This window comes from Mesorhizobium sp. WSM4820, assembly GCF_055811075.1.
Genome location: NZ_JBVVQN010000005.1, coordinates 287,551 through 300,661 on the forward strand (window position 1 = coordinate 287,551; position 13,111 = coordinate 300,661).

Below are 13,111 nucleotides of genomic sequence, written 5' to 3' on the forward strand. Positions count from 1 at the left end.
AGCGCACGCACATGGCATGCCCACGGAGCTTCTAGTGCTGGCTTCCGGGCGGCGAGGCTTTCCGAGCGGAGAGACACTCATCGCGGTGGGGCGCCAGGATCGATGTCGGGGGGTACATCGACCTGACGTCTCGACAATCGGGCGCCTGCCGCCCGGAAACCGTGAACCGCTTGACCTCGCGGCTTGCGCCGATGCGAGGAAAAGCCGTTTTCTGCCTGGCCGTCAGCGCACGCGCTTGACGGCGTCGCCATCATCGTCCGCCGATGCGGACTGTTGCACCGCATCGCCGGCCAGCTTGACTTTCAGATTTTCGGTCATGAATTGCGTGCCCGCCGCAACGACGACATCGCCGGGTTTCAATCCTTCGGCAACATGCACGCCGTCGGCGGTGAACTCGGCGACCTTGATCGGACGCGCATGGACGGTCTCGCCGTTGCGGTCCACGGTCCAGACGATCTGCTGGCCGTCCTTTTGCGCCAGCGCGCTCAACGGGATCGATACGCTTTGCAGGCTGTTGTTGGCGGCCGAAGCCTCGATATTCGCGGTCATGCCGAGAAGCACGCGCGGATCGCTGGGCAGGCTGACGCGAACGGCAAAGGTACGCGACTGCTGATCGGCGCTGCCGGCGACTTCACGGACCTTGCCGTCGAGCGTCAGCGCTTCGTCGGACCAGAAGCTTGCCTTGACGTCCTTGCCCGGCTTGAACTGGGCGATATCCGTTTCCGGCACGGCGATCAGCACTTCCTTTTCGCCATCGACGGCAACGGTCACAACCGGCGTGCCGGAGCCGACCACCTGACCGACATCGGCGGTGACTGACGTGACGATGCCATTCCTGTCCGCCTTGAGGTCGGTGTAGAGAACCTGGTTCTTCGCCTGGTCAAGCGCTGAACGGGCGGAATTGCGGGTGGCGACCGCCTGATCATAGCTGAGCGTCGCCTGTTCGAGCTGCGATTTCGAGGAGAACTTCTTGGCAAACAGCTGTTCGGCACGACGGCGGGCAAGGCCCGTTGTCTCGACCTGCCGCTCGGCGGCCTCGAGGCTGGCCTCGGCGCTGTTGACCGAAAGGTCGTAGTCGGCGGGATCGATGCGGGCCAGAACGTCGCCCGGCTTGACGCGCTGGCCGATGTCGACCAGGCGCTCGGTGATCTTGCCGTTGATGCGGAAGCCGAGATTCATCTCGGTGCGGGCACGCACCGATCCGGAGTAGGAGAGCTCACGGGTATCGTTCGCCTTGGCGATCTCGACGACCTTGACCGGCCGGACGATGTCCTTGACTTCCACTTTTTCTTGCGAGCAACCGGCGAGCCCAAGCGCCGCGACGACGACCAGAGCCGGACCAATGGCCGGCAGCCTGTTCATGATGGATTTGGACAAAGACACTTGCGTACTCCCGAACTGGAGATGGATTGTCGACGCCCGGCGGACGCCGCCGGTCATTTCTTCAAGGCCCTGATGGCAAACTCGATAAGCTCGTCCGGCATCGCCCGGTTGTTCTTGGCAAGGCACTGGGCGACCATCTGCGGGTGACACAGGGTGATGATAGCGGCGCCGAAACACCGCGAAGCGACTTCCGGGTCCTGGTCGGCAAACTCGCCGGCCGCGATTCCCTCGCGGATCACCTCCTCGACCAAGCCGCGGATCCTGTCGATATGCTTCTCGATGACATGCCAATCGCGCTCGATGGCGACGACGACCATTTCGTGCACCTTCTCCTGGTCGAGCATGGTGTCGCGGGTCCACTGATAGTGCGTTTGCACGTAGCGGCGCAGCCTGTCGCTGGCCGTTCCGGGACTATGGCAGGCGTCGTAGGTCAGTTGGTAGCAGGTAGCGAGCATACGGCCGCACACCGCCTGGTGGATTTCGACCTTGGAGGCGAAGAAACGGTAGATGTTGGCCGTCGACATGCCGAGTTCACGGGCTATGTCGGCGACATTGGTCTTGCCGTAGCCGTAGTGGCGGAACAGTCGCTCTGCGCAATCGAGGATGCGCGCGACATTCTCCTGCCGGACCAGGTCAGCCGTCGTGTCGAGGGTGTCATGCATCATGTATCAGTAGCTCATTACGAGTGACGAATTTTGAATTTCGTCACTCGTAATTCGAAATCGCCCGCCTGTCAACAGGTGATGTTAACCTTTCTGGGCGACCGGCGACACCTGTTGATACAACCTGGGCGTGAACAGCGTTAACGAAGCCTGCTGCGGGTCCCCGCAGCGCAGCAATGCGTTATCATCGAAGCTGTGGAGATACGCCAAGCTGTGAAGGAGACATGGAATGACCGTGCTGCGCATCGTCTCGAACATCGCAACAGACAGCATTCCGGATGTTCGGAAGTTCTATACCGACTTGTTCGGGCTCGATGCCGTCATGGATCACGGCTGGCTCGTCACGCTGGCGTCCAGCGAAACCACCGTCCCCCAGATCACATCGCCAGCCAGGGCGGCTCAGGCACCCCGGTGCCTGATCTGTCGATCGAGGTCGACAATGTCGACGCGGTTTATCTTCGCGCAAACGAGATCGGTTGCAGAGTGGTCTATGATTTGACCGACGAACCGTGGGGCGTAAGACGCTTCTTCATTGCCGACCCGACCGGCAAGCTGCTCAACGTGCTCTCGCATCTTCGGTAGAGATTGTTCTTTCGGTAGAGATTGTTCTGCAAACTGAACGGGCCCAATTGCGGTTCTCGGAGGAAAAACCATGAGCAGAACAATTCCATTTCATTTCGTCGATGTCTTCGCGGTAGAGCCGCTGACCGGCAATTCCCTTGCGGTGGTCGATGGCGGTGACGAGTTGGCGCTCGAGCTGATGCAGAACATTGCCCGTGAGTTCAACCAGTCCGAGACCACTTTTGTCCTGCCGGCGACCCGGGCGGACGCCGATTGGAAATTGCGCTCTTTCACGCCGAAAGGCGTGGAGGTTTTCGGCGCAGGCGGCCACAACACGCTAGGGGCCTGGTGGTGGCTCGCTGCGGCGGGGCGGCTCGAGCTGGGCGATGGCCCGACATGGTTTCACCAACAGATCGGCGACTTGGTATATCCATTGGCCATCTGGCAAAGCCAGGGAAAACTCGAAAAGATCATTATGCGGCAAGAAGCCCCAGTGGCCGGCCGGCAGATCTCAAACCTTGGTGCCCTTGCCGCGGCACTTGGCCTAAATACTGAAGAAATAACGGACGTCGTGCCTTGCCAGGTGGTCTCGACCGGTGCTGCCCATCTCCTTGTGCCAATCCGCGATCGCCAAGCCGTTGACCGGATTTCGCCTGATGCCAAACAGCTTTTCGACCTGCTCAACCAGATCGGCGGGGAAGGCTGCTACGTCTTCTCACTCGATCCACGGCAGCCCGAAACCACGGCGTATGCACGGTTTTTCAACCCGACTGTCGGCATTGCCGAGGATCCGGCAACCGGTACGGCGGCTGGTCCGCTCGCCGCACATCTGGTTGCACACGGTGTTGCGCAGCCCGGCGTCATCAAGGTCAAACAAGGCACGGCGCTCGGACGTACCAGCATCATCGAGGTCGATGTCGATGCCGGCTCGGTGAGCGTGTGTGGACGTGGCATCGTGGTGGCGAGCGGGGCGTTTTCGATCTAGTCGCTGACCGCGGCGGCCTTTGCGCCCATGGCCGAGAAAGGGTCTCGTCTTGACCTCCAGGCGATAGTCCGAAAATCGGCATGGGTTTCCTCCTCTGTTCCGTGTCGTGCTTAGGCCTCAGGGGTCGGTTGGTGTCGCAGCTTTTGCTGGCTGCTGCCCAGCCTCAGACCTGCCCCCGTACTTTTTGCAACAGGACCCCCGCAAGGATGGCCGCAGCCAGCGCCACCAACGCGCAGATACCGGCCGTCATCTGGAACGCCTGAGTGAACGCCTCCCGCGCTTTGCCGAGTAGATCGGAACCGAGCGTCTCCGGTAAGGCGATTGCAACTGCGACGGCGCCTCCAAGCGTGTCCTTGGCAACGCTGATTTCTTGTGCGGACACCCCATCCGCGACCATCCCGGTCACGCCGCTGCGATAGATGGCGGTGACGATGCTGCCAAGGATCGCGATGCCGAGCGCGCCGCCCAACTCACTGCTGGTTTCCGCGAGGCCCGAGGCCGCACCGGCTTGCCCGGGTTCAACGGTGCCCACGATGAGGTCGGTGGCCAAAGTGAACACCGGTGCAAGGCCCAGGGAGAAGACGCTGTAGCCTGTGACGATGACCGCGAGATCGGCTCGGCCGCCACTGCGGGTGAGAATAAGGAATCCCACTGCCGCGAGCGCAAGGCCGGCAGCCATCACATAGCCCGGGCGAGCCTTACCGACCGCGATCGGCGTCAGCATCGAACCGGCGATGAAAGCGATGGCGGAAGGCACCGTCCAAAGGCCCGCTACAAAGGGTCCCATCCCGAGCACCAGCTGCAGATATTGCGCGATGAAGAGAAACGAGCCGAACGCGACGAAGAAGCCGAGAACGTTGACCGCCAATGAAGCGCTGAAGGCGCGCGAGCGAAAGAGCCGCAGATCGACCAGGGGATTTTTCAGCCGTGGTTGACGCAAGACGAAAACGGCGCCGACAGCCGCGCCGAAGACAATGGCGAAGGCCGCCGCCAGGCCGAATCCATGTTCGGCGATTTCCTTGATGCCGTAGATCACCGAAAGCACCGCGGCAAGTGACAGCGCGGCGCTCAAGATATCGAGCCGACCCGCTTCTGGATCGCGATACTCGGGCAGGACCATCGGACCGAACACCAGCAGCGCGACCATGACCGGTACGGCCACGAGGAACACGGAACCCCACCAGAAATAGCTCAGCAGGATGCCCCCGACCAGCGGGCCGATGGCAGCGCCCGCGGAGAAGCTGGCGATCCAGACGCCGATCGCAACCGTGCGCTCCCTCGGATCGAGGAACATGTTGCGGATCAACGAGAGGGTGGACGGCGCAAGCGTGGCCGCGGCAATCCCGAGCAGCGCACGCGAGACGATCAACATTTCGGCGCTTGTGGAGAACGCCGCGAAGACCGAAGCAATTGCAAATGTCACCGCGCCGATCAAAAGCAATCTGCGGCGGCCGATGCGGTCGCCCAGCGTGCCCATCGTGATCAGGCATCCGGCAAGCAGAAAGCCATAAATGTCCACGATCCACAGAAGTTGCGAACTCGAAGGCCTCAAGTCTGCGCTCAATCGCGGCACAGCCAAATTCAAGACCGTCAGGTCCATGGAATAGAGCAGGCAAGGCAGCGCGATAACCGCGAGCCCCATCCATTCGCGCCGTGTAGCCCTGGGGCCCCGCTCCGCGTTCTCCATCAGAATGCTCCTCCTGCTAGATCTTCTTTCGTCGAGTCGGTTCTGTATCGAGGACGATCGGGAGGCACTCGATCCGACACGGAGTGATCTTTTTGCTCCGTTCAGCCGATCCAGCTGCTGCAAGGCACGTTGTTGAGTGCGGCTCAGGCACCCCGGTGGCTGATCTGTCGATCGAGGTCGACAATGTCGACGCGGTTTATCTGCGCGCGAACGAGATCGGTTGCAGAGTGGTCTATGATTTGACCGTAAGACGCTTCTTCATTGCCGACCCAACCGGCAAGCTGCTCAACGTGCTCTCGCATCTTCGGCAAAAAAATTGTTCACAATACTGAACGGGCCCCCATTGCCGGTTCCCGGCATGAGCGGCGGCTCAGGCTAAATTCTGATCTGTCGTGATCCTTCGCGCCCCCCTCTGTCCTGCTGCCATCAAACGCTCTGCACCGTCGTGACGCCGACGGTCCTGATCCACCTACCCCTTAACCATCGCCCTCAGCCTGAACTTCTGGATCTTGCCGGTTGAGGTCTTCGGGATTTCGGCGAAGATCACCGCTTTCGGCAGTTTGAAGCGGGCGAGCAGCGCGCGACAGTGGTCGATGATCTCGGCCTCGGTCGCCGTCCTGCCCGGCTTCAGCTCGACATAGGCGACCGGCACCTCGCCCCATTTGTCGTCGGGCCTGGCAACGACGCCGCAGGAGGCGACGGCGCCGTGCTTGTAGAGCGCCTCCTCGACCTCGATCGAGGAGATGTTCTCGCCGCCGGAAATGATGATGTCCTTGGAGCGGTCCTTGAGCTGGATGTAGCCGTCGGGATGCATGACGCCGAGGTCGCCCGAGTGGAACCAGCCGCCGGCGAAGGCCTCGTCGCTCGCCTTGCGGTTCTTCAGATAGCCCTTCATGACGATGTTGCCGCGGAACATGACCTCGCCGATCGTCTCGCCGTCGGCCGGCGTCGCCTCCATCGTCTCGGGGTCCATCACCGTCAGATCCTCGAGCGCGGCATAGCGCACGCCTTGCCTGGCCTTCCTCGCCGCCTGCTGTCCCTTCTCCAGCCCATCCCACTCGCCATGCCATTCGTTGACGACAGCCGGGCCATAAGTCTCGGTCAGGCCATAGAGGTGGGTGACGGCAAAACCCGCGTCGGCCATGCCCGACAACACCGCTTCCGGCGGCGGTGCCGCGGCGGTGTTGAAGGTGACCGTCTGCGGAAATTGCCGCTTGTCCTCGTCGCTGGCGTTGATCAGCACCGACATCACCACCGGCGCGCCGCACAGATGGGTGACGCCGTGGTCGGCGATGGTGTCGTAGATCGGCTTCGGCCGCACCCAGCGCAGGCAGACATGGGTGCCGGCCTGCACGGCCAGCGTCCACGGAAAGCACCAGCCATTGCAGTGGAACATCGGCAGCGTCCACAGATAGACCGCATGCTTGCCCATGCCGGCATGGATGGTGTTGGCATAGGCCATCAGTGCCGCACCGCGATGGTGATAGACGACGCCCTTCGGATTGCCTGTCGTGCCGGAGGTGTAGTTGAGCGAGATCGCGTCCCATTCGTCGTCCGGCATCGACCAGGCGAAATCCTCGTCGCCGCCCGCGACGAAGGTCTCGTAATCGAGCGAGCCGATCCGCTCGCCCTTGGGATAAGGGGCGTCAGTGGCGTATTCGGGATCGTCATAGTCGATGACCAGCGGTTTTACCCTGGCCAGCGCCAGCGCCTCGCTGACGACATTTGCAAACTCGCGATCGATGACCAGCACCTTGGTTTCGGCATGGTCGAGCTGAAAGGCGATGACGGCGGCATCGAGGCGGGTGTTGAGCGAATGCAGCACCGCCTTGGTCATCGGCACGCCGAAATGCGCTTCCAGCATCGGCGGGGTGTTGGACAGCATGACGGTGACGGTGTCACCCTTGCCGATGCCGCGCCTGGAGAGCGCCGAAGCAAGCTTCAGCGACCGCCGCCAGAAATCGCGATAGGTCGTGCGCTGGCGACCATGGATGATCGCGACATGGGCGGGAAAGGTCCTTGCCGCCCGCTCCAGATAGCTGAGCGGCGTCAGCGGCTGGTGGTTGGCTGGATTCCTGCCGAGATCCTGTTCGTAGGGATTGCCCATCCCGTCCTCCCCATGTTTATCGAACGCTTCGGCACGCTGGCGAGCGAGGCCGCCTCAGCTACTCCTGGCGCCCCTGCCCGCCTTCGCCTTCTGACCATAACGCGTTGATGTCGCGATGCCCTTCGATGATGTTCGCCACCTCAAAGCAATCTCCATTATAGCGGAAGAAAATGACGTATCCCCGGAAAGCGAAACTCCGGATGTCCGGCCGGAGATCGGGGCGAGCACGACCGAGCGTCGCCTGCAAGCTCGCCAGATCACGGCATTTCTGGCGCAGAGCATCCACAAAACGGCGGCCAAGCACCAGGCTGCCGCTTTCGCGAGCGACGTATTCAAAGATATTGACCAAATCTGTCTGTACCGACGGCAACATACGCAGCCGTGGCACTCCTAGAAGCCTTCCTTTGCGAGTTGCTCAGCCTTGGCTTCCACAGCCGCGTCAATGTCCTGCTCGGTCGCTTCGCCGTCGTCAGCAAACGACTTATCCAGCATGGCGCGTAGCGCCTTTAGCTTTTCCTCGCGTTCTTCGACCAGGCGCAAGCCTTCGCGCACGACTTCGCTGGCAGAACCGTAGCGGCCCCGCTTGACAATGTTGGACACGAAAGTTTCCCAGCGCTCACCCAATGATACGTTCATTGTCAGGCCTCCTGTTCAGTTTTTATCCCGATAACAAAAATGGCGCAATCACTGGCATCGACAATGCCCGCAGTTCACCAAGATTCCACAATTTGACTTTTGTCGACAGCCGTGAATAATGTCAGCGAGGAGATGGCATGGCGATCCGACCGGCAGAACAGCTTATCCATAAGGCCGCCTGGCTCTACTATGCCCACGGCTTGCGCCAGGACCAGGTCGCCAGCCAGCTCAAGATTTCCCGCGCCTCGGTCGCCATGTATCTGCGCAAAGCGCGCGAGACCGGCATCGTCAACATCTCGACCTCGACCCAGCTTTTCACCGACGACGTCATGGCGCGCAAACTCGAAGACGCATTGAAGCTCGATGCCGTCTGGATAGCGCCGGAAAACGGCCATGTCGCCGATCCGTCGACCGACATCGCGGTGCTGGCGGCCAGCGTCTTTCTCGAATTGATCAAGAAGGGCGATCGCATCGGCGTCGCCTGGGGAAGGACCATCTATACGATCGCCGACATCATGTCCTATGCCGATCTGCAGGATGTCACGGTGGTGCAGCTCTGCGGCAATCTGGGAGCCCCCTATTCCTACCGCCCCGACCAATGCACCATGGAAATCGCCCGCCGGCTCAATGCCAAGGGACTCAATTTCTATGCGCCGCTGGTGCTGACGACAGAGGAACTGGCGCGCGGCCTGCGCGACGAGCCGGTGATCCGCGAGCAGTTGTCGGGCATCAGTGCGTGCAATCTGGCGCTTTACTCAGTCGGCACCGTCGACGCCGACAGCCATGTCGTCAAATGCGGCGCGCTGACTGCCAGCGAAATGGAGGTGCTGCGTCGTGCCGGGGCTGCCGGCGTCATCGCCGGTCAGATCATCGACGCGCAAGGCAAGGCGCTCGACTGCAGCTACAACAGGCGGATCATTTCGGCGGAGCTGTCATCGCTGCGCAAGATTGAAAAGCGCCTCGTGGTGGTGCAGGAGGACAGCAAGTTCGGACCGCTGGTGGCGGCGATCGCGGGTCGGCTATGCACGCATCTGGTGGTCGGCGCCCGGATGGCGCGACGGCTGCTCGACGATGCCGGACCGGCAGCAGAAAAGGTCGCCTAGAGAACACAAGCCGCGGACGCATTGTCATCAAGGCGTCGCGGCATTCCTGTTTCACAACAAAACAACCGGACGAAGCGAACATGAAGAACCTGTGGAATGACGGCGACGCGGAGAAGCTGGTTGCCGACTATGCAACAAAGGGTGTGGCCCGCGACCTGGCGCTGCGCGTCTACACGACCAGGCTTCTGGGCGGCGAACCGCGGCTTGTCCTGCATGGCGGCGGCAACACATCGTGCAAGACAAAGGCCATCGATCTCGTCGGCGACGAATGGGACGTGCTCTGCGTCAAGGGCAGCGGCTGGGACATGGGCATCATCGAGCCGCAGGGCCTGCCGGCGGTCAAGCTCGGCGCGCTGCTCAAGGCGCGGTCGCTCAAAAAACTCTCCGACGAAGACATGGTGGCGCTGCAGCGGGTGAACCTGATCGATCCGTCTTCGCCCAACCCTTCAGTCGAGACACTGCTGCACGCCTTCCTGCCGCATAAATTCGTCGACCATACGCACTCGACCGCGATCCTGGCCATTGTCGACCAAGACGACAGCGAGGCGCTGAGCAAGAAGGTTTTTGGCAATAAGATGGGGTTCGTGCCCTACATCATGCCGGGATTCGACCTGGCGAAGGCGGCTGCCGATGTCTTCGACGCCGACCCGACGGTCGAAGGCCTGATCCTCGACAAGCATGGCATTTTCACGTTCGGCGACGACGCCAAGCAGGCTTACGACCGGATGATCCATTATGTTGATATCGCCGAGGATTTCATCGCCAGCCACGGCAAGCCGCGCAGCGAAAAAGCTGCCTTGCCGGCCAGGCTGGCGAGGCCTGCGGAGATTGCGCCGATGCTGCGCGGTGAGGTGGCGGTAGCGCGCGGCGAAGGCCGCTTCGACCGTATGATCAGCGATTTCCGCACCTCGGACGCGATCGTCGATTTCATCAATTCGGCTGACATTGCCGACTATGCCGGGCGCGGCGTGTCGACGCCCGACCTGTCGATCCGCATCAAGACCGGACCGATGGCGCTGCCGGCGCCCGACGCGGACAAGATCGGCGACTACAAATCCGTCATTCGCCAGCATGTCGAAAACTTCGCTAGGGACTATCGCGCCTACTTCGAGACCAACGACGCGCTCGACGACGTGAAGCGCACTATGCTCGACCAGATGCCACGCCTGACGCTGGTGCCGGGGCTCGGCATGTTCGGCCATGGCCGCACGCTGAAGGATGCGAAGATTGCCTCCGACGTCGGTGAAATGTGGATCGAGGCGGTGCGCGGCGCCGAAGCAATCGGCGATTTCCATCCACTGTCCAAGGCCGACCTTTTTCCGCTCGAATACTGGTCGCTGGAACAGGCCAAGCTCGCCGCCAACAAGCCGAAGCCGCTGACCGGCCAAATTGTGCTGGTCACCGGCGGCGCCGGCGCGATCGGCGCCGCCACGGCAAAGCTGTTCGCCGACAATGGCGCTCATGCGGTCGTCGTCGATCTCGACGCGGCGAGGGCGACGGAGGCGGCAAAAAAGGCCGGCAACGGTTCGATCGGCGTCGGCGCCGACATCACCGACCCGGCGCAGATGCGCGCTGCCTTCGACAAGGCGGTTGCCGTCTACGGTGGCCTCGACATCCTCGTCTCGAATGCCGGTGCGGCTTGGGAAGGCAGGATCGGCGAACTCGACGACGCCACTTTGCGCAAGAGCTTCGAACTCAATTTCTTCGCCCACCAGTCGGCGGCGCAGAACGCAGTGCGCATCATGCTCGAGCAGGGCACCGGCGGCGTGCTTTTGTTCAACACCTCCAAGCAGGCGATCAATCCGGGTCCGAAGTTCGGCGCCTATGGCATGCCAAAGGCGGCGACGCTTTTCCTGTCCAGGCAATATGCTGTCGACTACGGCGCCCACGGCATCCGCTCCAATGCGGTCAACGCCGACCGCATCCGTTCCGGGCTGTTGACCGACGCGATGATCGCCAGCCGTTCGAGCGCCCGCGGGGTCTCGGAAAAGGAATATATGGCGGGCAATCTGCTCGGGCAGGAAGTGACGGCCGAAGACGTCGCCCAGGCCTTCCTGCATCAGGCGCTGGCAGAGCGCACCACCGCCAATGTGACGACGGTGGATGGCGGCAATATCGCGGCGGCGCTGCGGTAGCTTGGAACTTTGCCATTCTCGCGGTGAGAGATCACCGGAGAATCCTAACAAAGATTGTTAGACCTTGTGAGATATGATACATGGCCAAGCATGAAAACCCATCCCATGCGCACCCTTACCATATCCCTCACCCCGCAACAGGCGGCCCGCCTGCAAAGCGCTGTCGAAGGCGGGGGATATGCCTCTAACAGCGAGATTGTCCGCGACGCTCTGCGCCTGTGGGAACAGCGCGAGGAATTGCGCGCCTTGGAGTTGGAACACTTGAAGCGGGCCTATGCCGACGGCATGGCCAGCGGCAAGCCGGTGGAAGTCGAACCCGCCGAGTTCATACGCGGTTTGAAGGCAGAACGCCGCGCCCGTGGCTAGATATCGGCTCACGCCGCGCGCCTCGCAAGATTTGCGGGATATTTGGCACACTATCGCAATCGAGAATGAAAAGGCAGCCGACAAGCTGCTTATGCGCATTTTTGACAAACTGGAGCTGGCGGCGGAGCACCCCAAGATGGGCACAGCCAGGCCAGAGTTGAGTGTGACGGCCCGCGTGCTCATCGAGGGCCGCTACATCGTCATCTACGAACCGCAGCTGGAAGGCATCCTGGTCGTGGCGATCGTCCACGGGATGCGCGATCCGGAGCACTGGCTGTAAACCACGAGCCTGACGGAGCAGGCATTCAGACCTGGAAAAGAGCGGCCCGCCCGCGAGCCGCTCTTCCCTTGGGCCTGCGATGGTACGCTTATTTGGCGTTCGGGTTCGGCATCCAGGCCGGCATCGCGACATCGGCATGGGCGAACTGCGGCAGCTTGGCCGAGAGGTCTTCCATGTTCTTGATGTCCTTGTCGATCAGGTCCTTCTGGCTGATCAGCGTCGGCGGCACGATGACGTTTTGACCGGGGTCTTCGCCGGCCAAAAGCTGCGCCAGCGCGCGCACCGAAACCTGGCCGACGACGGCCGGGTTGGTGGCAGCCGTCGCCGCCCAGGCGCTGTCGGGCTCGCGCATCGCGGCGATGTCGGAGGTCGAGATGTCGGCCGAATAGATCTTGATGTCCTGTGACAGGCCGGCCTCGTCGACGGCGATCTTCACCCCCTTGGCGAATTCGTCAAAGGGCGCGAACATCACCTTGATGTCGGGGTTGGCCGACAGCACCGAACGGGCCTGGTTGGCGACGGAATTGGCGATCGGGTTGTCGAGCGCGCCGAACATCGCCGCCTCTTTGATGCCGGGATATTTCTTCTTGAACTCGACCCAGGTCTCGTTGCGGCGGTCGAGCGGCGCGATGCCGGCGACATAGACGTAGCCGGCCTTCCAGCCCTCGCCATTGTCCTTGATTGCCTGCTCGAGAGCGAGGCGTGCAAGGTCGCGGTCGGACTGCTCGATCTGCGGTATTTTGGGGTTCTCGAGGTTGACGTCAAAGGCGACGACCTTGATGCCGGCGTCGACCGCGCGCTGGGCGGCTTCCTTCATCGATTCCGTCAAGCCGTGCTGGATGATGATGCCCTGAACGCCGAGCGCGATGGCCTGGTCGACCATGTCCGCCTGAAGGGCGGCATCCTGACGGCTGTCGAGGACGCGCAGATCGACGCCAAGCGCCTTGGCCTGCGCTTCTACACCGGACAGATAGGCCTGGAAGAAGTCGCCGGTCGAGAGATAGCGGACCAGCGCGATCTTGACGGCGCCGGGCTTGTCGAACGGCGCCGGCCTGTCCTGCGCCATCGCCGGGACCTGCATCAGCAGCGCAGCACCGGCAAGCCCGATTGCTGCCTTCCCCAAAACTCTTCTTGTGATCTTCATGTTGTCTCCTCCACTTGTTGAATTCAAATTTCAGCCGGTCGAAAATCCTGTCCGTCGAAATC

Annotated in this window: 13 protein-coding genes and 1 pseudogene; 7 read left to right on the top strand and 7 right to left on the bottom strand. The window is 61.9% G+C overall.

Translation table 11 applies throughout. The features are described from left to right. Positions 1 to 222 precede the first annotated feature (222 nt). A complete protein-coding gene (locus tag AC0L2R_RS11215; RefSeq protein ID WP_413468478.1) occupies positions 223 to 1,362 on the bottom strand; it encodes an efflux RND transporter periplasmic adaptor subunit in 1,140 nt (379 codons plus the stop codon). Positions 1,363 to 1,436: 74 nt separating this feature from the next. Further along, positions 1,437 to 2,045, bottom strand: a complete 609-nt coding sequence (locus tag AC0L2R_RS11220; protein ID WP_091599945.1) for a TetR/AcrR family transcriptional regulator — start codon at positions 2,043 to 2,045, stop codon at positions 1,437 to 1,439. 229 nt (positions 2,046 to 2,274) lie between these two features. Here AC0L2R_RS11220 and AC0L2R_RS11225 point away from each other — a divergent pair. Together AC0L2R_RS11225 and AC0L2R_RS11230 are read left to right on the top strand one after the other, a co-directional pair. Next, positions 2,275 to 2,627: pseudogene (locus tag AC0L2R_RS11225) on the top strand (VOC family protein). A 70-nt stretch (positions 2,628 to 2,697) separates the two neighbouring features. Beyond that, entirely contained in the window at positions 2,698 to 3,591 is an 894-nt protein-coding gene (locus AC0L2R_RS11230) for a PhzF family phenazine biosynthesis protein (RefSeq protein WP_473508857.1), read from the top strand. 163 nt (positions 3,592 to 3,754) lie between these two features. Here AC0L2R_RS11230 and AC0L2R_RS11235 read toward each other — a convergent pair whose 3' ends face one another. Continuing rightward, positions 3,755 to 5,278, bottom strand: a complete 1,524-nt coding sequence (locus AC0L2R_RS11235; protein ID WP_473508859.1) for an MFS transporter — start codon at positions 5,276 to 5,278, stop codon at positions 3,755 to 3,757. A 92-nt stretch (positions 5,279 to 5,370) separates the two neighbouring features. Here AC0L2R_RS11235 and AC0L2R_RS11240 point away from each other — a divergent pair, with 92 nt between their 5' ends. After that, positions 5,371 to 5,610 (top strand): VOC family protein, encoded by a 240-nt coding sequence (locus AC0L2R_RS11240; protein ID WP_473508861.1) that lies wholly within the window; start codon positions 5,371 to 5,373, stop codon positions 5,608 to 5,610. Between the two features lie 137 nt (positions 5,611 to 5,747). Here AC0L2R_RS11240 and AC0L2R_RS11245 read toward each other — a convergent pair whose 3' ends face one another. Genes AC0L2R_RS11245 through AC0L2R_RS11255 form a run of 3 tightly spaced genes read right to left on the bottom strand, consistent with a single transcriptional unit; the run spans position 5,748 to position 8,021 of the window. Continuing rightward, entirely contained in the window at positions 5,748 to 7,385 is a 1,638-nt protein-coding gene (locus AC0L2R_RS11245; RefSeq protein ID WP_473508863.1) for an acyl-CoA synthetase, read from the bottom strand. 58 nt (positions 7,386 to 7,443) lie between these two features. Continuing rightward, complete coding sequence (locus AC0L2R_RS11250; protein WP_473508865.1) at positions 7,444 to 7,773, bottom strand: type II toxin-antitoxin system RelE/ParE family toxin; 330 nt, start codon at positions 7,771 to 7,773, stop codon at positions 7,444 to 7,446. A 2-nt stretch (positions 7,774 to 7,775) separates the two neighbouring features. Beyond that, complete coding sequence (locus AC0L2R_RS11255) at positions 7,776 to 8,021, bottom strand: type II toxin-antitoxin system ParD family antitoxin (RefSeq protein WP_077381476.1); 246 nt, start codon at positions 8,019 to 8,021, stop codon at positions 7,776 to 7,778. 137 nt (positions 8,022 to 8,158) lie between these two features. Here AC0L2R_RS11255 and AC0L2R_RS11260 point away from each other — a divergent pair, with 137 nt between their 5' ends. The 4 genes from AC0L2R_RS11260 (at position 8,159) to AC0L2R_RS11275 (ending at position 11,905) form a co-directional block, all read left to right on the top strand. Continuing rightward, complete coding sequence (locus AC0L2R_RS11260) at positions 8,159 to 9,124, top strand: sugar-binding transcriptional regulator (protein ID WP_473508867.1); 966 nt, start codon at positions 8,159 to 8,161, stop codon at positions 9,122 to 9,124. Between the two features lie 80 nt (positions 9,125 to 9,204). After that, complete coding sequence (locus AC0L2R_RS11265; protein ID WP_473508868.1) at positions 9,205 to 11,259, top strand: bifunctional aldolase/short-chain dehydrogenase; 2,055 nt, start codon at positions 9,205 to 9,207, stop codon at positions 11,257 to 11,259. A gap of 105 nt (positions 11,260 to 11,364) precedes the next feature. Then, positions 11,365 to 11,625: a type II toxin-antitoxin system ParD family antitoxin gene (locus AC0L2R_RS11270; protein ID WP_413468400.1), complete on the top strand. Its 261-nt coding sequence runs from the start codon at positions 11,365 to 11,367 to the stop codon at positions 11,623 to 11,625. Beyond that, complete coding sequence (locus AC0L2R_RS11275; RefSeq protein WP_091599850.1) at positions 11,618 to 11,905, top strand: type II toxin-antitoxin system RelE/ParE family toxin; 288 nt, start codon at positions 11,618 to 11,620, stop codon at positions 11,903 to 11,905. Before AC0L2R_RS11270 ends, AC0L2R_RS11275 begins: the two co-directional genes overlap by 8 nt. Before the next feature lie 88 nt (positions 11,906 to 11,993). Here AC0L2R_RS11275 and AC0L2R_RS11280 read toward each other — a convergent pair whose 3' ends face one another. Beyond that, positions 11,994 to 13,049 (bottom strand): substrate-binding domain-containing protein, encoded by a 1,056-nt coding sequence (locus tag AC0L2R_RS11280; RefSeq protein WP_473508870.1) that lies wholly within the window; start codon positions 13,047 to 13,049, stop codon positions 11,994 to 11,996. Between the last annotated feature and the right edge of the window lie 62 nt (positions 13,050 to 13,111).

Bases quoted from the DNA above. Each gene is read 5' to 3' on its own strand.
- AC0L2R_RS11245 (WP_473508863.1), bottom strand. From the start codon at position 7,385: ATGGGCAATCCCTACGAACAGGATCTCGGCAGGAATCCAGCCAACCAC.
- AC0L2R_RS11215 (WP_413468478.1), bottom strand. From the start codon at position 1,362: ATGAACAGGCTGCCGGCCATTGGTCCGGCTCTGGTCGTCGTCGCGGCG.
- AC0L2R_RS11270 (WP_413468400.1), top strand. From the start codon at position 11,365: ATGCGCACCCTTACCATATCCCTCACCCCGCAACAGGCGGCCCGCCTG.
- AC0L2R_RS11265 (WP_473508868.1), top strand. From the start codon at position 9,205: ATGAAGAACCTGTGGAATGACGGCGACGCGGAGAAGCTGGTTGCCGAC.
- AC0L2R_RS11230 (WP_473508857.1), top strand. From the start codon at position 2,698: ATGAGCAGAACAATTCCATTTCATTTCGTCGATGTCTTCGCGGTAGAG.
- AC0L2R_RS11280 (WP_473508870.1), bottom strand. From the start codon at position 13,049: ATGAAGATCACAAGAAGAGTTTTGGGGAAGGCAGCAATCGGGCTTGCC.
- AC0L2R_RS11260 (WP_473508867.1), top strand. From the start codon at position 8,159: ATGGCGATCCGACCGGCAGAACAGCTTATCCATAAGGCCGCCTGGCTC.
- AC0L2R_RS11220 (WP_091599945.1), bottom strand. From the start codon at position 2,045: ATGCATGACACCCTCGACACGACGGCTGACCTGGTCCGGCAGGAGAAT.
- AC0L2R_RS11255 (WP_077381476.1), bottom strand. From the start codon at position 8,021: ATGAACGTATCATTGGGTGAGCGCTGGGAAACTTTCGTGTCCAACATT.
- AC0L2R_RS11235 (WP_473508859.1), bottom strand. From the start codon at position 5,278: ATGGAGAACGCGGAGCGGGGCCCCAGGGCTACACGGCGCGAATGGATG.